Genomic DNA, 20,476 nt, shown 5'->3' on the forward strand with positions numbered 1-20,476 from the left:
GTACTTTTCGGACTCAAGCCGCTGGAGTAGAGTAACTCCTTCAGTCCCTTGAGGAAGTGTGAATGAACAACCAATTTGCCGTCATCGGGCTCGGCCTGTTTGGCAGTGCCTTGTGCGAAGAGCTGCAGCGGCAGGATGCCGAGGTGCTGGCCATCGATATCGACGAGGTCAAGACCCGCCAGATAGCGACCCTGTGCAACCATGTCATCGTGGCCGATGCCACCGACGAGGCCACGGTCGCCGAACTCGGCCTCGCCAACTTCGACATCGTCTTCGTCGCCATCGGTGACAGCCTGGAGACCAGCATTCTCACCACGCTGGTGTTGAAGGAAGCGGGCGTGAAGAAGGTGTGGGTCAAGGCCCGTGACAAGTTCCACGCCAAGATCCTGCAAAAGGTCGGGGCCGACAAGGTGATCAATCCGGAATGGGACATGGGGCGCCGGGTCGCCCAGAGCATGCTGGACAACCGGTTGTTCGACTATCTGGAGCTGGGCCACGACATGGTGCTCACCGAATTCGTGATCGGTCTGCAACAAAACGGTCGCAGCCTGGGTGATCTGCATCTGCTGCAGCAGAGCGACTTCCAGCTGCTTGCCATCAAGCGTGGCGAGGTGCTGCACAACGTGCTGACCGGCAAGATGGAGCTGCAACTCGGCGACATCCTGATCCTGGCCGGCAACAAGCACGCCATCGACCACTGGCTCGACACTCTATGATCAACTGGCGCAGCAACTACGCCTTCACCATGCAGCGGGATACCGAATCCCGCTGGAGTGAAGCCAAGCTGATCCTGGGCAGTTTCCTCATCATTCTGTTGGTCGGCACCCTGTTTCTGGTACAGCCTTCCAGCCACAAGGGCGAGGTCACTTTCATCAATGCCCTGTTCACCGCGACCTCGGCCATCAGCGTGACCGGCCTCGGGGTGGTGGATACCGGCACCGCCTTCACCCTGCAAGGGCAGATCATTCTGCTCATCCTGATGGAGATTGGCGGGCTCGGTCAGATGACCATGACCCTGCTGCTGATCGCCATGTTCAGCAAGCGGATCGGCCTGCGCCAACAGGTACTGGCCAAGGAGGCGCTCGGCCAGGAGGGCTCGGTCAACATCGTCCAGCTGGTCAAGCGCATCGTCTTGTTTGCGCTCGTCTCCCAACTCATCGGCACCTGCATCATGGCCATCCGCTGGGTACCCGAGATGGGCTGGTCCCACGGCCTCTACGTCAGCTTCTTCCATGCGGTGTCGGCCTTCAACAACGCTGGTTTCTCGCTGTTTGCCAACAATCTGATGGATTACAGGGACGATCCCATCATCAGTCTGACCATCCCCGCCCTGCTGATCCTCGGCGGCATCGGCTTCACCGTCATCGTCGATCTGGTGCGCAACCGCCGCTGGCGCAAGCTGAAACTGCACAGCAAGCTGATGATACTGATGACCCCGGCCTTGCTGCTGCTGGGCACCCTGATGTTCTGGCTGCTGGAGCACGACAACCCCCACACCCTGGGGCAAACCAGCTTCGGCGGCCAATGGCTGGCGGCCTTCTTCCAGTCCGCCACGGCACGTACCGCAGGCTTCAACACCGTCGACATCGGTCAGATGGTGCCTGCCTCCCTGCTGTTCATGATGATGCTGATGTTCATCGGGGCCGGTGCGACCTCCACCGGGGGGGGGATCAAGGTGACCACCTTCGCCGTGGTGCTGCTGGCCACCCGGGCCTTTCTCACCAAGCGACCCCATGTGACCGCCTTCGGTCGCACCCTCTCTCCCCAGATAGTGACCCGGTCGCTCGCCATCATTATCGTCAGCGTCATGGTGCTGATGCTCTCCATGTTCCTGCTGACCCTGACGGAGTCCGTCTCCATGGACAAGATCATGTTCGAGACCATCTCGGCCTTCGCCACCGTGGGGCTCACCACCGGCATCACCCCTGGGCTGAGCGAGCCGGGCAAGCTCATCCTGGTGTTGGTGATGATCTGCGGTCGTCTGGGGCCACTGACCCTGGCACTCATGCTGGCCAGACCGAGCGAGACCCGCATTCGATACCCGGAAGAGGGGGTCTACACAGGTTAATTAACTGCTTTAGCGCATTATTTCGATACAAAAGAGGGGCGAAAGCCCCTCTTTTTATCTTCAAGCCACGGCCTCGGAAAGCCTCAGGCCGCCTTGGTGCGAGTGGCACGCTTGCCCGTGCTCTTGCGAGGAGTGGTTGCACCTGTGCTCGTGGCGCTTTTGCCTCCACTCTTGCCACTGCTGCCACTGCGGCGGGTGAAGCGACGCTTGCCTGCGCCCTCGGCCGCCTTGGGCAGAGCACTGAAACTGGCGCCGGAGTCCTGCCGTGCTCCCTCTATGAGGGCGTGCAGCTGCTCGGTGAGGGGCCCCATGAACTGCTGGTAGCTGGCGTGGCGCTCGGCGATCCGGCCGAGGTGTTGTTCCCAGAGCGCCGTCATGTCCGGCGTGGTGGCGGTGGCGGGCAACGCCAGGATCAGCGCCCGCCCGGTGGGGGTGGCCTTGATGCTCTTGCCCTGACGGACCAGAAAACGGCGTTTGAACAGCAGATCTATGATGCCGGCCCGGGTCGCCTCCGTCCCCAACCCGTCGGTCTCCCGCAGGGTCTTGCGGATCTCGGGATCCTGCACATAGCGGGCGATGCCCGTCATGGCCGCCAGCAGGGTGGCATCGGTGAACGCCTTGGGGGCCTGGGTCATCTTCTCCAGCAGCTCACCCCGCTCACACAGCAATCTCTCCCCCTGACGCAGGGCAGGCAGGGTGCCGGCCTTCTCCTCATCGTCATCCTCTTCCACCCCGAGCAGCGCCTTCCAGCCCGCTTTCAGGATGCGTCTGGCCTTGGCCTGGAACAGGCCGCCGGCGATGCGCAGCAGCACCTTGCTGTCGTTGTACTCGAACGGTGGATAGAACTGCAGCAGGTATTGGCGGGCGATCAGACCATAGAGTTTGGCTTCATCCCCGCTCAGACTCCCCTCGTTGCCCCGCTTCTCGGTGGGGATGATGGCGTGGTGGGCATCCACCTTGCTGTCGTTCCAGGCCTTGCTGCGGATCTTGCCGTCCGCCTCGCTCACCGCCTTGGCCAGGGCCGGCACCGTGGCGGCGATGGCGTCACGCACCTGAGGCGCCCGGTTGAAGTGATCGCTCGGCAGGTGGCGGCTGTCGGATCTGGGATAGGTGATGAGCTTGTGGCGCTCATAGAGCCCCTGGCAGATGTCCAGCACCCGCTTGGCATCCATGCCGAAGCGCTTGGCGGCATCGATCTGCAGGCTGGAGAGGTTGTAGGGCAGCGGTGCCGACTGCTTGCGAGCCTGCTCTTCCACCTCCTCCACCAGGGCGTCCTGGCCCTGAATGCGCTCCACCACCTTGACGGCGAGCGCCCGGTTCAACACCCGCCCCTCCTCGTCCTGCCAGGGGGCGCAGGCCTCGGACGGCAGCCACTTGGCGCTGAACCGCTCGTTGCCCTGAGTCACCACATGGGCCAGCACCTCGAAGAAGGGTTTTGGCACGAAGGCATCTATTTCCAGATCCCGCCGCACCACCAGCCCCAGCAGCGGCGTCTGTACCCGGCCCACCGACAGCAGCTCGCTGCAACCGCCCTTGCGACCGAGCAAGGTGTAGGCCCGGGTCATGTTGATGCCATAGAGCCAGTCGGCACGGCTGCGGGCTAGGGCCGACACCGCGAGCGGCACGAACTCCTTGTTGTCCCTGAGTTTGTCGAGGGCGCGGCGCACCGCAGGCGGGTTGAGATCGCTGATGAGACAGCGTTGCACCGGTTTGCTCTTGGGATAGCCGAGAAAATCGATCACCTCGTCCACCAGCAGTTGCCCCTCCCGATCTGGGTCACCGGCATTGACAACGCAGTCGGCCTGCTTGATGAGCCGCTTGATGGCACTGAGCTGGGGCTTGGTCTTCGGCTTGGCCACCAGTTGCCACTGGCTCGGCACTATGGGCAAGGATTCCATCCGCCACTGCTTGTAGGCGGCATCGTAGGCGTCAGGCTCCGCCTGCTCCAGCAGGTGACCGATGCACCAGGTCACCACATCCCCCTCTGCGGTCTCGATGAAGCCCTCCCCCTTCTTGTGGGGCTTGGGCAGGGCATCGGCAATGGCGCGGCCCAGACTGGGTTTTTCGGCGATGAAGAGTCGCATGGCAAGCTGACCTGAACACTGTATATGCGAACAGTATACATGCCACCTCCGGCAAATCCCAAGCCTGCCGCCATCGTCCGTCATGGGATGACGACTGACCCTTGCCTCGTTCAGATTCGGCCTCGCTCGGGTCTTTTTTTTCAATCCCAAGACCGGTCCGGAGACAACCTCTGACGCCAGCCCGCCGTCAACGTCGCTGGGAACGGTAGCTAACTGATGGATTATTCGACAAAAAAATCATTGTTTTCAAAAATGTAAATATGACCGGGGTCAACGCCCCTGCCATCGATGACTACTACTATATTGGTATTATTTGATTGTTGGGAATGACGCCATGTTGGGAAAAATGTTGAGAAAGAGCTGGTTCTGGCTCCTGTTGCTGGGAGCCCTGCTGGGAGTCGCGGCCCTGGGGGTCACCGTCACCGTACTGCACAAGACCAGCTCCACCGAGTTTTGCGTCTCCTGCCACTCCATGCAGACGCCGCTCGCCGAATACCAGGGCAGCGTCCACTTCCAGAACGTGAAGGGGATCCGCGCCGAGTGCGCCGACTGCCACATCCCCAACGAGCCCGCCTCCTACCTGTGGACCAAGATCCGCGCGGTGAAAGACATCTACCACGAGGCCCTCGGCACCCTGGACACCCCGGAGAAATATGAGGCCCGCAAGCTGCACATGGCCCAGACCGTCTGGGATCAGCTCAAGGCCAACGACTCCGCCACCTGCCGCAGCTGCCACAGCTATGAGGCCATGGACATCCTGGCCCAGCGCCCCAACGCTCGGGCCGAACACCCGGTTGCCATCAAGGAAGGCCAGACCTGCATCGACTGCCACCGCGGTGTCGCTCACATCATGCCGGACATGAGTGAACTGGCTGCCGCCGGTGCCAGCGAGCTGGCTGCCGCCGCCGCCCAGACTCCGGCCAGCGTCACCACTCGCTACGCCATCGCCACCACCCCGCTGTTCCTCGACGCCAAGGCCAGCACCGACGAAGGCACCCTGATGCCATCTACCCAGGTCGAGATCCTGGCCAACGACAACGGCCGTGCCCAGGTGCAGATCGAAGGCTGGCAACAGGACGGGGTCAGCGAGGTGTTCTACGCCGCACCCGGCAAGCGGATCCTGAGCGTGCTGGTCGGCGACGCCGCCAAGCAAGCGCTGGTCACCGGCAAGAGCGAGACCGACGGCGCCACCAACCTCACCTGGCATCAGGTCAAGCTGACCGCCTGGGTGGATCAGAGCCAGCTCATCGGCGATCAGGGCAAGCTGTGGCAATACGCCTCCACCCTGATGTCCAACAACTGCACCGGCTGTCACGGCCTGACCGCCCTGGATCACTTCAATGCGAACCAGTGGATCGGGGTCATCAAGGGCATGGAATCGCGGACCTCCCTCACCCCGGAGCAGTCCCGCATGCTGACCCAATACGTGCAAAAACACGCCAGTGACATGAGTGCGGCCCACTGAGGCTGGAACAGAGGAATTTCCCATGACTTTTTTCAATGACCAAGACACCAATCTGTCCCGCCGCAACCTGCTGAAGGGGTTGGGCGCCTGCGCAGCCCTGCCGCTGCTGGCTGGCCTCTTCCCGAAGAACGCCCTGGCCCAGGCCATCAGCACGGCGCTGGCACAGTTCCCCACCCTGGTGCCCGCCCAGAAGGGCATACTGACCGGCGCCCACTGGGGAGCCTTCGAAGCCATCGTCTCTGATGGCCGCATGATCCGCGTGCAGCCGATCGCCGATGACCCGGCTCCGAACGAGCTCATCGACATGGCCCCCTTCCAGGTTCATGCCAAGAACCGCATCAAGTTCCCCATGGTACGCAAGAGCTGGCTGGAACACGGCCCGGGCGCGAGACCCGAGCTGCGCGGTGCGGATGAGTGGGTCAAGGTGAGCTGGGACAAGGCCATCGAACTGGTGGCCGGCGAGATCAAGCGGGTCCAGAGCGACTTCGGCCCCCAGGCCATTCACGCCGGCTCCTACGGCTGGAAGAGTGTCGGCATGTTCCACAACTGCCGCACCCTGCTGCATCGGCTGATGAACCTGGCGGGTGGCTTCACCGGTTATGCCGGTGACTACTCCACCGGCGCGGCCCAGGTGATCATGTCCCACGTGATGGGCTCCATCGAGGTGTACGAGCAGCAGACGGCCTGGCCGAACGTGGTGGAAAATGCCGAACTGGTGGTGCTCTGGGGGGTCAACGCCCAGGTGACCCTGAAGAACAGCTGGAACATGCCGGATCACGAGGGGCAGGCCGGTTTCAAGGCGCTCAAGGAGAAGGGCACCCGGGTCATCAGCATCGATCCCGTCTACAACGAGACCGCCAAGCTGGCGGGGGCCGAGTGGATTGCTCCCAAGGCTTACACCGACGTGGCCATGATGCTGGGGGTGGCTCACACCCTCTATAGCGAACAGAAGCACGATCAAGCCTTCCTCGATCGCTACACCGCCGGTTTCGACAAGTTCCTCGCCTACCTGCTCGGCAAGGATGATGGCCAGCCCAAGAGCGCCGAGTGGGCCGCCGCCATCTGCGGTGTCGAGGCCAAGGTCATTCGCCAGCTGGCCCTCGACATGGCGGCCAAGCGCACCATGATCATGGCGGGCTGGGGCATGCAGCGACAGCATCACGGCGAACAGCCGAACTGGATGCTGATCACCCTGGCCGCCATGCTGGGGCAGATAGGCCTGCCGGGGGGCGGCTACGGCTTCAGTTATCACTACTCCTCCGGCGGCAGCCCGACTGCCAAGGGCGGCATTCTCGCCGGCATCTCGGCGGGGGCTGCGCCGCAAAACAGCCCGGCCCCGATCCCGGTGGCCCGCATCGCCGACTGCCTCGCCAACCCCGGCAAGACCATCGACTTCAACGGCCGCAAGGTGACCTACCCGGACGTGAAGCTGGTCTACGTGGCGGGGGGCAACCCCTTCCATCACCATCAGGACACCAACAACCTGCTGGAGGCCTGGCGCAAGCCGCAGACCGTCATCGTCCACGAGCCCTACTGGACCGCCACCGCCAAACACGCGGACATCGTCCTGCCGGTGACCACCAGCTATGAACGCAACGACCTGGAGATGGGGGGTGACTACTCCCAGCGCTACGTCTTCCCCATGCACCAGTGCGTGCCGCCCCAGCACGAGGCACGCAACGACTTCGACATCTTCAGCGCCGTCGCCGCCAAGCTCGGCCTGCAGGAAGCCTATACCGAAGGCAAGGACGAGACCCTCTGGCTCAAGCAGATGTACGACGGCATGGCCGCCCAGGCCCGCGGTGCCAAGGTGGCGCTGCCGCCGTTCAACCTGTTCTGGGAGTCCAACAACTACATCCGCTTCCCCATCCCGGAGGCGAATCGCCAGTGGATCCGCCACGCCGATTTTCGCGAGAACCCGCTGCTCAATCCCCTCGGCACCCCGTCCGGCAAGATCGAGATCTTCTCCAGCACGGTCGCGGGCATGAACTACGTCGACTGCGCCGGCCATCCCAGATGGTATGAGCCCAAGGAGTGGTACCAGAGCGAACAGGCCAACCGCTATCCCCTGTCGCTGAACACCTCCCACCCCACCCAGCGGCTGCACTCCCAGCTGGACAACACCCCGCTGCGGGACAAGTTCGCCATCGCCGACCGGGAGGCCATTCTGATCCACCCGGATGATGCCAAGTCACGGGGCATCGCGGACGGGGATCTGGTGCGCGCCTTCAACGAGCGTGGCCAGATCCTGGTGGGCGCCCTGGTGTCGAAAGACATCCGCCCCGGGGTGGTGCGTGTCTGCGAGGGTGCCTGGTTCGATCCGGCCAAGCCGGGCGAGGTGGGCAGCATCTGCAAGAACGGCAACGTCAACTGCCTGACCTTCGACGAGGGCTCCTCCAGCCTGGCGCAGGGCAACTGCGGCCACATGGCCCAGCTGGAGATCGAGAAATACAGCGGGCCCGCGCTGAACAACACGGCCCACGAGGTGCCGGCCAACGCCTGATCCCGGATCCTGGCCATGAAAAACGGCGCCTTCGAGGCGCCGTTTTTTTGTTTGGTGGGAAAACCCGGAATGGAGGCGGGCAGAAAACCCGCATTCAGCAGCATATCCAGCTGCCTGATGCGGCATCTACGGTGTGACGTCTCCTAGAATTCACCCTCGACCATATACTCCTCTGCACACTCCACCAGCTGTGGCCAGAGATCCTCCGGCACCCAGGCCTCGGGGTCATCCTCGTCACCGTCGTACTGGCTCCAGAAGAAGGCCCGCAGCCCGCTGGCGAAATCGTCGCTGATCTCCGCCAGTTCTGACAAGGGCCCCAGCCAGGCGATGCGGCGCAGACCGGAGGCGAGGTCGTTGATGGCATCCATCAGGCTGCGATCGTCCAGGCTCTGCTCCACCAGCAGGGTGAAACGCTCCCGGGCGCTCTCGGTCTGATCCTCATCCAGCTCTCCCACGTCCGCCAGCAGGTCGACGAAATCTTCCAGCAGGAAGGCGATCAGGGCATCCCTGTCTTCGAACCACTGGATCTGGGCGCCCTTGGTACCCAGCACGGAGGCATCGAACGAATCGTCGAGATGACACAGTGCCCACGGATCATCAGTCATTGCTACTCTTCCTACCCCTTGAAATAAGGACTTTATCTTAAGCCGGACGCCCGTCCCTTGCCAGCCCGGACGGGTCGGCGCCTCATGGCAACGTCGGTGGCCTAGCTCTCGATCCGGGCCACCTTGGGCAGGGAGAGGGAGGCGGCCAGGCCACCAAGCTCGGCCCGCCCCATGATGAGGCTGCCACGATAGGCTTCCGCCAGATCGGAGACGATGTTGAGGCCAAGCCCGGAGCCCGGCACCTTCTCGTCGAGGCGCACCCCGCGCAGCACCGCCTTGGCAATCTGATCCTCGCTCATGCCGGGGCCATCATCCTCGATGCGCAGGGTGATCCAGCCCCCCAGCTCGGCGCTGGAGACCCGCAGCCGACCGGCGGACCACTTGAAGGCATTCTCCAGGAGGTTGCCCACCATCTCGTCAAAGTCCTGCTCCTCCACCCCGACCGCCAGGTTGGCGGGCACCTGCAAATCCACCTCCTTGCCCGGGTAGAGACGGGAGAAGGCGCGGCAGATGTACTCCACCCGGGCCCGCACCGGGGTCGACACCCCCAGGATCTTGGCGGCGCCGGTCACCCGGGCTTTGCCGAGGTGATAATCGATGTGGCGCTGGATCTTGTCGAGCTGCTCGCCGATGGCGGCCTGATCCTCTGGCGGCAGCTGGGCCACCTGATTGCGCATGATGCTGAGCGGGGTCTTGAGGGCGTGTGCCAGGTTGCCGGTGTGGGCACGGGCCCGTTGCAACAGCTCGCCGTAGTGGTGCAGCAGCCGGTTGATGTCCTCAACCAGGGGCTGGATCTCCAGCGGATAGCGCAGCCGGAATCCCTCCTGATGGCCCTGATGAACCCGGCTCAACTCCCGGCGCAGCAGGTGCAGCGGGCGCAGGCCGTAGACGATCTGGAACATGAAGCCCAGCACCAGACCGGTGGCGGCGAACCCCAGGCCGAGGAAGAGGCTGATGCGGGTCTTCTTGAGGGTCTGGGTCAGCACAGTGCTGTCTTTCGCCATCACCAGGGTAAACACCCGATCCGAACCCGGCAGCAACACGGTGCGGGTCATGATCAGCAACGGCTCCCGGTTCGGTCCCTTGCCGACGAAGAGATCCGGGTCGCCGAAGGCGGACTTCAGGCCATGGGCGCTGAGGTGGGTATCCCAGAGGGAGCGGGAGCGGCCTATCACCTCACCCCCCAGCTCCAGTTGCCAGTAGTAACCGGAATAGGGCTGACGGTAGCGGGGATCCGCCATGGGCTCGGTGACGACCGGCAAGCCATTGTGCTGGATCTCGAGACGGGAGAGCAGATCGTAGAGCTGCAACCTGAGGCCATCGGCTTCCGCCTCCTGCCAGTAGTTGCGCATCATGGTCTGCAGGCTGAAACCGGTGGCGAACAGGAAGAGCCCGCACCAGACCAGGGCGATGGCCAGCAACCGGCCGCGCAGGGTGCGCACCAGCCTCATGACGCCACCCCGCGGTAATCGGCGCCAATGCCGGCGCCGCCGGTCAGGGGGATCATTCGTTGATCCTGTACCCGAGTCCGCGCACCGTCTCGATCAGATCGGCGTGGGTCTTCTTGCGGATCCGGCCGATGAACACCTCGACAGTGTTGGAGTCCCGATCGAAATCCTGGGCATAGATGTGGTCGATGAGCTCGCTGCGGGAGACCACCTTGCCTCTGTGCTGCATCAGATAACCCAGCACCCGGAATTCGTGGGCGGTCAGCTTGATGGGGGTGCCTTCATACCAGACCTGGGAGGCGGCCATGTCCAGGCGCACTCCGCCTATCTCCAGAATGGAGCTGGCATTGCCTGCGGCGCGGCGCACCAGGGCATGGACCCGGGCCACCAGCTCGGCCACCTGGAACGGCTTGGTGAGGTAGTCGTCGGCTCCGGCGTTGAGCCCTTCAATCTTCTCGTGCAACTGACCGCGGGCGGTCAGCACCAGCACAGGGGTATCGATCCCCTTGCTGCGCCACTCTTTCAGCACGCTCAGGCCATCGCGGCCCGGCAAACCGAGATCCAGGATGATGGCGTCATAGGGTTCGGTCTCGCCGAGGAAGCCCGCCTCGTTGCCATCGTGGCAGAGGTCGGTCACGAAACCGGTCAGGCGCAGCTGTTCAGCCAGCTGGCCCGCCAGGATCTTTTCATCTTCAACTATCAGAATGCGCATGAATCTTCGTCCAAGGTGTGATTGCCAACGGCAAGGGGGTTGATGTCCCCGCCTGCGCGGTTCGGGACAAGGTGCGGAACTGTGTCCGGTACGGGCAAGCCGGAGGAATCAGCAGACTCACTCTTCTTCCGGTGAGGGGCGGGGCTCGAACAGGCGCTCAAGATGGTGCCCATTGAGCCATACCATCTCCAGATTATCGGCCCGATAGCCCACCTTGATCACGCTGTTTTCGTCGTCGATGAGCTTGAGTTCATAGAGCCAGACACCGTCTTCCTCCCCCAGATCGACGCGCAGCACCCGTACCGGCAGGCGGGAAGCCACCTCCATCAACTCATGAAAAGGCCGGATCTTCCCCTCGCTGACCGCTTGCTGCAGCAACGCCTCGTTCGGCATGGCCGCCTGGACCAGGGCCGGCAGCAACAGGGCCAGCAGCAACAGGGCCAGCAGGGGCAGGGCTCTATTCATGGGTGATTCATCTCTTAAAACCTAACATAATGGCGTTTATAGTGTGCCAGCCATGAATCCGGAATGAATATGATCCCACGCAGTATCCTGCTGATCCTTTGTCTTTTTTCTTCATCTGGCTGGGCAACATTGACCCGCCTGGACATGCCGGCCCTGGTCAAGCTGCTGCTGGCTCAAGGGTATCACGACATTCGTGAAATTGAGCTGGAAGGGGACAGATTTGAGGTGCGCACCCTGGATGCCAGGGAGCAGAAGGTGCGACTGAGCGTCGATGCCTACACCGGCGAGATCACCCAGCAAAAAGAGGCCGAATAGGCCTCTTTTTTCGTCTGGATGAAACATCGTCCGGGCTCAGGCCTCTTTCAGGCCGGTCCGCCGCTGCTGGCGCTGGCGCCAGGGCCGCAGCAGTTTTTCCCGCCTCGGCACCAGTAGGGCGCAGGCCATCAGCAGATAGACTAGCGGCTCCTGCCAGCCGCTCTTGACCGACCACCAATAATGAATGGGCACCAGCAGGGCCAGGGCATAGATCCAGTTGTGCAGCCGCTGCCAGCTCGGCCCCATGGTCCGCAACAAGGCCGGGATTGAAGTGATGCTCAGGACGAGCAGGATCAGCAGGGCCAATGCCCCCACCACGATGTAGCTGCGCTTAACCAGCTCGCCGCCGATCAACCCCCAGTCGAATTGCAGATCCAGCCCGAGCCACACCATGAAGTGCAATCCCGCCCAGGCGGCGCACCAGAGCCCGAGCGGGCGGCGCAGCTTGATGAGCTGCCCCTGGCGCCAGCGTTTGGCCAGCGGCGATACCAGCAGGGTCAGCAGCAGCAGGTGCAAAGCTCCCTTGCCGAGGTAATGAGTCAGCCCCTGCACCGGGTCCCCTCCCAACAGCCCCGCCGGCACGGCATAACCGAGCCACAGCAGGAAACCCAGCGACCCCAGATGCACCAGGGCCCGCAATCCGGTGATATGGCGCGCCGTCAATCTCAATGCCATGGCTTCAACCCCGCTTCGCAAGAGTCATTCCTGCCGCCGCCCTGCCGACCCTCGGCCCGGGTTAGCGCCCCCATTCTCAATACCATTTGCGCAGATCCATCCCCTGATAAAGGGAGGCCACTTCATCGCCATAACCATTGAACATCAATGTCGGCTGACGCTTGGCACCGAAGATGCCCCCTTCGCCGATGAAGCGCTCGCTGGCCTGACTCCAGCGCGGGTGATCTACCTGTGGATTGACGTTGGCGTAGAAGCCATATTCGTTCGGTGCCAGCAGATTCCAGGTGGTGGGAGGCATCTCCTCTACCAGCCGGATGGAGACGATGCTCTTGATGCTCTTGAAGCCATACTTCCAGGGCACCACCAGCCGGATGGGCGCCCCGTTCTGGGCGGGCAGCGTCTTGCCGTAGAGCCCCATCGCCAGGAAGGAGAGCGGGTGCATCGCCTCGTCCATGCGCAGCCCCTCCACGTAGGGGTAATCGATGCCGCCCCCCAAACCGCGAGACGCCTGCCCCGGCAGTTGCTCAGGATCGTAGAGGGTCTCGAACGCCACGAACTTGGCCCGACTGGTGGGTTCGGCGCGGCGGATGATCTCCGCCAGCGAGATACCGCTCCAGGGCAGCACCATGGACCAGGCCTCCACGCAGCGCAGCCGATAGATCCGCTCCTCCAGGGTCTGCTTGTTGATGAGATCCCACACATCCAGGGTGAACGGCTTGGCCACCTCCCCCTCCACCTTCAGGGTCCAGGGCTCCGGCTTGAGGTAATGGGCGTTGCGGGCCGGATCCCCCTTGTCGGTGCCGAGTTCATAGAAGTTGTTGTGGGTAATCGCCTTGTCCAGCGGAGTGAGGATCACCCCTTCCGGTCGAGTGGCCGCCTGGTAGTTGAGTGCCTTGGTCGCGGGGGCCGGCACCGCCTTCTCGGAGGAGAAGAGATCCAGCAGGCTGGCCTGGGCCGGGAAGGCCAGGGTCGCGGCGGCGCCCAGTCCCAACCCCTTGAGGATGAGACGACGATCCTGATAGACGGATTCCGGGGTGACATCCCGTTCGGTCGGCTGATGGGGGGTAGAACGCTTGATCAACATGAGGAAACTCCCGGGGCTGTGAGGCGACATATACTAAGACCGGCCCCGGCGAGATTTTATTTCACGGCTTACATCATCTGGTAGAGCGGCAAGGCCTTGGCCATGGTTCCAACCAGAAACAGCAGGACGAAGACCAGCAGAGGAACGATCACGTTTGGCGCCATCAGACTCACTCCAGGAGCAGGACAGGGCCTCTAACTATGGTGCAGCGTTCAAAAAGCCACCATGAATTTTTTTCGCGAGCGCAAGCGTATTCCCGAGTTGAAAAGAGTGACCAAGATCACACACAATCCCGCCCCTGCTTGCCGCCCTGCATTCGAGGGGTAGGCTGCCTGCTTTTCCGGATCCATCACTGAGAATCATGACATGAGCCCACTGATCGCCATCGCCATCACGACCGGTCTTCTCTCCGCCGTCTGGGGTGGACTGGCCGCCGCCCTCGGTCTCATCTCCTGGGTCGGCTTCCTCGGCTGCACCAGCTATTTTGCCTCCAGCGGCGGCTACAAGGCACTGCTGCAGACCCTGTTGTGCAATGCCACCGGCATGCTGTGGGCCCTGTTGCTGATCCACGGCGAGAGCTGGTGGGGCGCTGGCATGGCGGGCTATCTGATGACAGGGGTGGTCGCCACCCTGATGTGCGTGCAGGCCAAACAACAGTGGCTCGCCTACATTCCCGGCACCTTCGCCGGTTGCTGCGCCACCTTCGGGGCGGCCGGGGAGTGGCAGCTGATCCTGCCATCCCTGGTGATTGGCGCCCTCTTCGGCTACCTGATGAAGGCGAGCGGACTCTGGCTGTCCCGCAAGACCCAGGCCCAGGCAAACGCGGTCGATCCCGCCCGCTCCTGACAAACGGCGCGCCATAGCAAACGGCCTGACCACAATGTGGTCAGGCCGTTTCGTTTTCCCCTGGGGCTAGGCTGCCGTTCACCCCTTCAACTTGAAGTTTGCCGCCTCGATGCTGTGGCGATTCAACAACTTGTAGAAATCGGTACGGTTACGGCCCGCCATGTTGGCCGCCAGGGTGACGTTGCCTTCCGTGGTACGCAACAGGCGGATCAGATACTCCTTCTCGAACTCGGCGCGGGCCTCGTTGAAGGAGGGGATGCCACCGACTCCGCCGCTCAGGGCCGATTCCACCATGGCCGCCCCGATCACCGGGCTGCAGCAGAGGCTGGCGAGCTGATCCACCACCCCGCAGAGCTGGCGCACGTTGCCGGGCCAGGCCGCTGCCGCCAGCAGGGCCAGCGCCTCCGGCGAGAAGCCAAGGGCGGCACAATTGTCGTGGCGACTGCGATAATCGTCCAGTGCCTGGCGCGCCAGCAGTGGAATATCCTCGCTGCGGGCACTCAGGGGGGGCAAGGTAATGTTGGCGACGTTGAGACGGTAGAAGAGATCCTCCCGAAAACGCCCCTCCTCCATGGCCGTGACCAGATCCTGGTGGCTGGAGCTGATGACCCTCACCTCCGGGGTGCCCTGACCATATTCTGCCAGCACCTGCAGCAGCTTGGCCTGCAGGGACTCCGACAGGTTGCCTATCTCGTCGAGGAATAGGGTCGCGCCCTTTGCCTGGGCAAACAGGCCGGACTGGCCGTCCTCCCCGAACAGTTGCAGATCCAGCGCGGCCCAGGGCAGAGCGGCGCAGTTGATGGTGTGCAGCGGCTTGTCGTGCCGGGTGCTGGCCTGATGCAGCGCCTGGGTCATGACCCCCTTGCCGGATCCCGACGGCCCCAGGATCAGCACCGGCACCTCCATGGTGGCGATGCTGCTCGCCTGGATCAGCAACTGTTCCATCTGTGGATTGCGGGTCTGGATGAGGGACTGCCACTCCTGCTGCTGCTTGGGGCGAGTGAGACTGAGGGCATGTTCGATGGTCACCAGCAGCTCATCCTTGTCGATGGGCTTGGTGAGGAAGCTGAACACCCCGGAGCGGGTCGCCTGGATGGCATCGGGAATGGTACCGTGGGCCGTCATGATGATGACCGGCATGCCGAGCCACTGGGACTGGATCCGCTCGAACAGCGCCAACCCGTCCATGCCCCCCATGCGCAGGTCGCTCAGCACCAGATCGGCCCGCTGCTGGCGCAACCTGTCCAGCGCCCCTTCTGCGCTGTCGGCGGTATCCACCTCATAGCCCTGGCTGCGCAGGCGCATGCTCATCAGTTTGAGCAGGCTGGCATCGTCATCCACCAGCAGAATGCGGCTCATACCCTCCCCCCTTTCACCAGAATTGCCCCCTTCATGGCTTTGCCAGACGCACTTGTCATGGTTGGGTACCACCATTGAGCTTACGCTGATTCAGCTGCTCATCGATGGTGGTGAGCTGTTCAATCTGGCGGCGCAGACGCTGCACCTCCTGATTCTGGTCATCCCGGCGGCTGTCACGGGCCAGCAGCTCCTCGCCGAGGGCGATCCAGCTGCGCAGGAAGGCCTGGGCATCCAGCCCGAGTTCGGGCAACAGGGTCTTGAGCTGATCCAGCCCGGCCCGGCGGCTCGCCACCGATTCGGAGGGATGGGTGTTGACCATGGCCAGACTGACCCGGCTCTCGAGGTCACTGGCCCCCTTGAGGCGCTGGCGCTCCTGCACCCGCTGCTGGGGATGGCTGGCCAGCAGCCAGTCCGAGTACTGCAGGCGAACCTGCATCTCTTTATTGGCAAATTCCATGCGCTTGGCGATGGCTTCATCAGACGGGGTCGTGAGACTGCCCGACGGCAACAGGGAGCAGCCCGAGAGCAGGCTCATCATCAATATGGGCACAACGAATCGTTTCATTTTGGACTTCACTTCAGATCCAAGCGGGAGACAGGCAGCGGCCTGTCTGACGTCAATCAATCTCATCTTCAATCACCCGGGCACCGGATATTCTGAATGGCGCCGGCTCGGGGTTCACTTCAGCGTCAGGCGAAAACAGACATCCGCCTGTTCATCCTCGACCAGTTTCAACTCGCCCCCCAGACTCATCGCCGACTCGCGGGCGATGGAGAGGCCCATGCCAGAGCCCTTCAACAGGCCCTGGCGTACCGTGCTGCCCTGTTCGAACGGTTCGAAGATCCGTTCACGCTCGGCAGGGGGAATGGCGGGGCCTTCGTTGGCCACTTCCAGCCAGCTGCCGCCCGCCTCCACGCCGGCCCGGATCCAGATCTGCCCCCCCTTGGCGCCGTAGCTGACGGCGTTGGAGAACAGGTTGTCCAGGATGAGCCGCAGACGATAGGGCTCAGCTTGCAGGCTGAGGGGTTCGGACGGCAAGTGTACACTGATTTGCTTGGATTCCAGCGCCAGCCGGTACTCTGCAGACAATTCTGACAACAAGGGACCCAAAGGTACCGCAGTCAAGCTGAACGCCTCCTGCTGGCTGAGTCGATTGAAGTCCAGCAGCCGCTCGATCAGGGTCTGCAGACGGCGGCTATTCTCCTCCAGCATCTGGCAGATCTCCTGCTGATCCGGGTTGAGGGGGCCCACCAGCTGTTCAGACAGCAGATCCGCCCCTTCCCGCAACACGGCCAGCGGGGTCTTGAGTTCATGGGAAACATGGCGCAGGAACTGATACTTCTGCTGCTCCAGCTCCTTGAGCTTCTCGTGCAGCCAGCCGATCCGCTCCCCCAGCAGCACCAGCTCGGCGGGGCCGTCCACCGGACGCTTGTCCGGTTCCACCCCGGCACCCAGGCTCAGGATCCGCGACTCAATCTGACGTACCGGGTGGATGATAAGGTAGGTGAACAGCAACACCAGCAACAGGCTGAGCACGGCCACGAAGCCGCTGGCCCACAGGATCTCGGTCTTCAGGTCGGCGATGGCGGAGCGCATGCGTATGACCTGCTCATCGACCTGGCCGCCGGTGATCGCCTCCAGCTGATCGTTGAGCCGGTTGAACTCTTCAAATCTGCTGTTGTTCTCGTCGCTCTTGGCCTTGCGCAGATCCTGCAAGCCGTCCAGCCAGCTCAGGGCCGCGTCGAGATCGGTATAGATGGCTACGTCAGGAATGGACTGTTGATGGGTGGCAAGCAGGGCGCGATAGCTCGCCAGCTGCTGTTGGTAGCTGCCAAGGATGCGTTCGTCCCCCAGGATCGCGTAACGGCGCAGGGTGCGCTCCAGATCGACCGCCTGGGCACCGAGCAGGGTCGCACGGCGAGTATCGCGCACCGCCCGCTCCAGCTCATCGCTGGTCAGCTGGCTCAGGTGGGAGAGCGCCTGGCTGTCGTGCCAGATCATGCCTCCCAGGGGCATCAAGACCAGCACGAAGCCCATCAACACCACCTGAAGAAGAGAACGGGGCCGTACCTTGGTCATCTCGAACTGTCTCGCTTTTTCATGGGTGGGTCAGCATATCCGCACTCCCCCAAAAAGCAAAACCGGCCAGAGGGCCGGTTCATTTCGATCGGAGGACTCACGCCAATCCGACGGATAACACACAGATGACGATAATAAAGGCCAATGCCCCGGAGGCGGTCAACAACGCCCATTTCATTTCAACACTCATATGAACCTCCTTTCTGCCAATCAGATTTGGATCACAACAGCTAAAACCATGTTAATTCATAGTGAACACGATAACCGTGAGCTGCGTATATATTTCAGACGAGCCCATCCCAAGGAAGCGGAAAGCATGTTTTATCTCTGTAGCATTGGATCGAATCTGGAGCCTGCCCAACATGTCGGTCAGGCCGTCGCCGAACTGCTTGCCCGTTTCGGCCATCTGCGGCTGAGTTCGGTGATCCAGACCAAACCGGTGGGCATGCACTCGCGCCACGACTTTCTCAACTGTCTGTTCATCATCGAGAGCGAGCTCTCCCTGCCCCAGCTGAAAGCCGAGTTCGTCCTCATGGAGCTGGCCCATGGCCGGGATCGCAACAACCCCCTGTGCAAGGTGGCGGACAGACCCCTGGATATCGACATCCTTGCACAAGGAGAGAGGGACGACTTCGCGAAGGCCGGGGTGGATGCCTATCTGGAAGAGCTGCTGGCCGAATTCTATGGCCGGGGTCAGGTGCACGATCGCAAGGTGGCGCTGCGGCTGCCGACCAGCAAGGTCTTCACCGCCCCCCTGCTCGGGCAGGAGCCCGTCGAACTGTGGCAACCGCTGGAGGAGGGCAAGATCCCGGCCCCGCCGCAGACGGTGCACCCCCATCCCGGCGTCCCCCGTCACTGACCCATCCTGCTCCCCGGCCTGAGGCCGGGGCTTGTCCCTAGATGACCGCCAGGGAGCGGCCGCCATCCACCCGGATGCTGGCCCCCGTCATGTAGTCATTGCTCATCAACAGCTGTACCGCCTGCCAGATGGGCTCCAGTCCTCCCTCTCTTGCCAGCGGTGTGCGGGCCAGCACCTGCTGGCGCCAGGCGTCCCCGTGTTCATCGAGAAACAGGATGGGGCCGGGCTCGATGGTGTTGACTCTCACCCCCGGTGCCAGCTCGCGGGCGAAGCTCATGGCGAGGGAATGGGCCCCGGCCTTGGTGGCCACGTAGGCGGCAAACTGGGGAGCGGGGGCGTGGATATAGATGTCGGTGATGTGGATGATGCCGGCATTGGGCTGGCTTGAGAGCTGGGATGCCAGGGCCCGATTGAGCGCAAAAGGCGCCGCCATGTGCACCCGATAGAAGCGATCGAACTGCTCGTGCTGCGCCGCCGCCTCCCTCGCCTCGGGCTCGAAGGCGGAGGCGTTGTGGATGATGAGCGCCAGATCCTCGTGGGCACGCAGGGCATCGATGAGCCGCTCCACCTCCCCAGCCTGGGCAAAATCGGCCTGCACCAGTTCCACCCCGAGGGCGCGCAGCCGCGCCAGCTCCGGCCGCTCGCTGCGATAACTGCCCGTCACTTGCCAACCGGCAGCCACCAGCCGCTCACACAGGTAGAAACCCAGTCGGCGGCCGCAGCCCGTCACCAATGCACGCATACCCTCTCCTTGTCTGACAGCGCCCGCCGACGTCTCCGGCGGGCCACAACCTTGCGCCCCGCGCCTATCAATGGGTGAGGCAAAACCCATTGGCCCACCCGTCCTTTCGACGGGCATAGTGACTCCATTGAAACGTACGGAGACTCAAGATGCTACAAGTTCGCGATCATATGCAGCGCCTGACCCAGGCACTCACCCCCGGCATGGGCCTCGCCGAGGCGCTGGATCGGCTGCACGGCACCGGCCTGAGCGGTCTGCCGGTACTGGATGCCCAACGGCAGCTCGTCGGCTTCCTGTCAGAGCAGGACTGCATCCCCAGCCTGCTGAGCGGCAGCTACTACTGCGATACCCGCACCCGGGTCGAGGATCTGATGAACCGCAACCCGCTCAGCGTCGGCCCTGACGACAGTATTCTGGATCTGGCTCGCCAGATGACCGGCGCCAAGCCCAAGATCTACCCGGTGTTGCAGCAAGGCAAGGTGACCGGCCTCATCAGCCGTCGGCAGGTGATGGCCGCCCTCAACCAGCAGATGAAACAGTGCCAGGCGACCTAGAGCTGGTAGCGGCTGCGATCCCCGATATCGAAATGGAGCGGCATGCGCCACTTGGCCAGACTGAGCAGGCCGAGCAGCAGGCCGCTCGCCAGCGCCACCAGGGCACTCGCCCACGCCAGGTGCAGCACCTCCAGCAACCAGCAGAGGGGGAGCAGCACCGGTAGCAGCCGGATGCCCGGGATGGCGAAACAGAACTGCTCCTTGAAGGCCAATCCGCTCAGGGTGGCCAGCGCCGCCCCCAGCACCAGCGCATCCGACGCCCCGCAGGCGGCCAGCAGCAGTGCCCCCCATCCCAATCCCTGCAAGAGGAAGCGTATCCGCTTGTCATAGAGGTGCAGGCAAAACGCGCACAGGCTGCTCGCCACCGCCAGGGCCGTCAGCCAGTGGGATGGCGACAATAAATCCAGCCCCGTCAATGCACGACTCCCTCGACACAGGAGCAGCAAAGCTGCCAGACTGAGACCGAGCCGATAGAGCATGACCGCCACCTTGTCGATGCCATCCAGTTCGCTTTCTATTTCAGGATTCGCCATCTGCTGTCGTCTCTGTGACATAGGTGTCGGCTACTATACCCAAATGATCGCGAGCCTGCCCCGCCCACTCAGGAGATGT

The 20,476-nt window shown here is 62.9% G+C and carries 21 protein-coding genes; 8 read left to right on the top strand and 13 right to left on the bottom strand.

The genetic code is table 11. The features are described 5' to 3' along the window. Positions 1–62 precede the first annotated feature (62 nt). Positions 63–716 carry a potassium channel family protein gene (locus ABNP46_RS19845; RefSeq protein ID WP_349920109.1) on the top strand — a complete coding sequence of 218 codons (654 nt, stop codon included), beginning with the start codon at positions 63–65 and terminating at the stop codon, positions 714–716. After that, positions 713–2,068 carry a TrkH family potassium uptake protein gene (locus ABNP46_RS19850; RefSeq protein ID WP_349920111.1) on the top strand — a complete coding sequence of 452 codons (1,356 nt, stop codon included), beginning with the start codon at positions 713–715 and terminating at the stop codon, positions 2,066–2,068. Before ABNP46_RS19845 ends, ABNP46_RS19850 begins: the two co-directional genes overlap by 4 nt. 83 nt (positions 2,069–2,151) lie before the next feature. Here the strand turns inward: ABNP46_RS19850 and ABNP46_RS19855 are convergent, their stop codons facing one another. Continuing rightward, a complete protein-coding gene (locus tag ABNP46_RS19855) occupies positions 2,152–4,152 on the bottom strand; it encodes a DNA topoisomerase III (RefSeq protein WP_349920113.1) in 2,001 nt (666 codons plus the stop codon). Positions 4,153–4,486: 334 nt separating this feature from the next. Between ABNP46_RS19855 and ABNP46_RS19860 the strand changes: the two genes are divergently transcribed. Beyond that, positions 4,487–5,617 (top strand): NapC/NirT family cytochrome c, encoded by a 1,131-nt coding sequence (locus tag ABNP46_RS19860; RefSeq protein WP_349920115.1) that lies wholly within the window; start codon positions 4,487–4,489, stop codon positions 5,615–5,617. Between the two features lie 22 nt (positions 5,618–5,639). Continuing rightward, positions 5,640–8,120 carry a trimethylamine-N-oxide reductase TorA gene (gene torA, locus ABNP46_RS19865; RefSeq protein WP_349920117.1) on the top strand — a complete coding sequence of 827 codons (2,481 nt, stop codon included), beginning with the start codon at positions 5,640–5,642 and terminating at the stop codon, positions 8,118–8,120. Between the two features lie 143 nt (positions 8,121–8,263). Here torA and ABNP46_RS19870 read toward each other — a convergent pair whose 3' ends face one another. The 4 genes from ABNP46_RS19870 to ABNP46_RS19885 all read right to left on the bottom strand — a co-directional run bounded on the left by ABNP46_RS19870 (position 8,264) and on the right by ABNP46_RS19885 (position 11,350). Beyond that, the gene (locus ABNP46_RS19870) at positions 8,264–8,725 is read right to left on the bottom strand and encodes a hypothetical protein (RefSeq protein ID WP_349920119.1); all 462 of its coding nucleotides are present in this window, start codon (positions 8,723–8,725) and stop codon (positions 8,264–8,266) included. Positions 8,726–8,826: 101 nt separating this feature from the next. Then, on the bottom strand, positions 8,827–10,176 hold the full coding sequence (locus tag ABNP46_RS19875; protein WP_349920121.1) for a sensor histidine kinase: 1,350 nt from the start codon (positions 10,174–10,176) through the stop codon (positions 8,827–8,829). Positions 10,177–10,228: 52 nt separating this feature from the next. Then, the gene (locus tag ABNP46_RS19880; protein ID WP_349920123.1) at positions 10,229–10,885 is read right to left on the bottom strand and encodes a response regulator transcription factor; all 657 of its coding nucleotides are present in this window, start codon (positions 10,883–10,885) and stop codon (positions 10,229–10,231) included. Positions 10,886–11,002: 117 nt separating this feature from the next. Further along, positions 11,003–11,350, bottom strand: a complete 348-nt coding sequence (locus ABNP46_RS19885; protein WP_349920125.1) for a PepSY domain-containing protein — start codon at positions 11,348–11,350, stop codon at positions 11,003–11,005. Between the two features lie 63 nt (positions 11,351–11,413). Between ABNP46_RS19885 and ABNP46_RS19890 the strand changes: the two genes are divergently transcribed. Then, positions 11,414–11,665, top strand: a complete 252-nt coding sequence (locus tag ABNP46_RS19890; RefSeq protein ID WP_349920127.1) for a PepSY domain-containing protein — start codon at positions 11,414–11,416, stop codon at positions 11,663–11,665. Between the two features lie 36 nt (positions 11,666–11,701). Here the strand turns inward: ABNP46_RS19890 and msrQ are convergent, their stop codons facing one another. Together msrQ and msrP are read right to left on the bottom strand one after the other, a co-directional pair. Beyond that, complete coding sequence (msrQ, locus tag ABNP46_RS19895) at positions 11,702–12,340, bottom strand: protein-methionine-sulfoxide reductase heme-binding subunit MsrQ (RefSeq protein ID WP_349920129.1); 639 nt, start codon at positions 12,338–12,340, stop codon at positions 11,702–11,704. A 76-nt stretch (positions 12,341–12,416) separates the two neighbouring features. Then, positions 12,417–13,424, bottom strand: coding sequence for a protein-methionine-sulfoxide reductase catalytic subunit MsrP (gene msrP, locus ABNP46_RS19900; protein WP_349920131.1), 1,008 nt, complete (start codon positions 13,422–13,424; stop codon positions 12,417–12,419). Between the two features lie 366 nt (positions 13,425–13,790). Between msrP and ABNP46_RS19905 the strand changes: the two genes are divergently transcribed. Beyond that, entirely contained in the window at positions 13,791–14,270 is a 480-nt protein-coding gene (locus ABNP46_RS19905; RefSeq protein WP_349920133.1) for a DUF1097 domain-containing protein, read from the top strand. A 78-nt stretch (positions 14,271–14,348) separates the two neighbouring features. Here the strand turns inward: ABNP46_RS19905 and ABNP46_RS19910 are convergent, their stop codons facing one another. The 4 genes from ABNP46_RS19910 to ABNP46_RS19925 all read right to left on the bottom strand — a co-directional run bounded on the left by ABNP46_RS19910 (position 14,349) and on the right by ABNP46_RS19925 (position 17,899). Then, positions 14,349–15,629 carry a sigma 54-interacting transcriptional regulator gene (locus ABNP46_RS19910; protein WP_349920135.1) on the bottom strand — a complete coding sequence of 427 codons (1,281 nt, stop codon included), beginning with the start codon at positions 15,627–15,629 and terminating at the stop codon, positions 14,349–14,351. A gap of 55 nt (positions 15,630–15,684) precedes the next feature. Beyond that, positions 15,685–16,194 carry a hypothetical protein gene (locus ABNP46_RS19915; RefSeq protein WP_349920136.1) on the bottom strand — a complete coding sequence of 170 codons (510 nt, stop codon included), beginning with the start codon at positions 16,192–16,194 and terminating at the stop codon, positions 15,685–15,687. A gap of 114 nt (positions 16,195–16,308) precedes the next feature. Beyond that, positions 16,309–17,709: a sensor histidine kinase gene (locus tag ABNP46_RS19920; RefSeq protein ID WP_349920138.1), complete on the bottom strand. Its 1,401-nt coding sequence runs from the start codon at positions 17,707–17,709 to the stop codon at positions 16,309–16,311. 97 nt (positions 17,710–17,806) lie between these two features. Further along, a complete protein-coding gene (locus ABNP46_RS19925) occupies positions 17,807–17,899 on the bottom strand; it encodes a YnhF family membrane protein (protein WP_349920139.1) in 93 nt (30 codons plus the stop codon). A gap of 126 nt (positions 17,900–18,025) precedes the next feature. Here ABNP46_RS19925 and ABNP46_RS19930 point away from each other — a divergent pair, with 126 nt between their 5' ends. Then, positions 18,026–18,568, top strand: a complete 543-nt coding sequence (locus ABNP46_RS19930; RefSeq protein ID WP_349920141.1) for a 2-amino-4-hydroxy-6-hydroxymethyldihydropteridine diphosphokinase — start codon at positions 18,026–18,028, stop codon at positions 18,566–18,568. Positions 18,569–18,605: 37 nt separating this feature from the next. Here ABNP46_RS19930 and ABNP46_RS19935 read toward each other — a convergent pair whose 3' ends face one another. Next, complete coding sequence (locus ABNP46_RS19935; protein WP_349920143.1) at positions 18,606–19,310, bottom strand: SDR family oxidoreductase; 705 nt, start codon at positions 19,308–19,310, stop codon at positions 18,606–18,608. Positions 19,311–19,459: 149 nt separating this feature from the next. Between ABNP46_RS19935 and ABNP46_RS19940 the strand changes: the two genes are divergently transcribed. Further along, positions 19,460–19,864 (top strand): CBS domain-containing protein, encoded by a 405-nt coding sequence (locus ABNP46_RS19940; RefSeq protein WP_349920145.1) that lies wholly within the window; start codon positions 19,460–19,462, stop codon positions 19,862–19,864. On the opposite strand, the gene ABNP46_RS19945 is transcribed toward ABNP46_RS19940, so the two are convergent. Then, positions 19,861–20,397, bottom strand: a complete 537-nt coding sequence (locus ABNP46_RS19945; protein WP_349920146.1) for a DUF2301 domain-containing membrane protein — start codon at positions 20,395–20,397, stop codon at positions 19,861–19,863. The two genes, ABNP46_RS19940 and ABNP46_RS19945, sit on opposite strands and share 4 nt — an antisense overlap. Between the last annotated feature and the right edge of the window lie 79 nt (positions 20,398–20,476).

The organism is Aeromonas veronii (assembly GCF_040215105.1).
GTDB lineage: Bacteria > Pseudomonadota > Gammaproteobacteria > Enterobacterales > Aeromonadaceae > Aeromonas > Aeromonas veronii_G.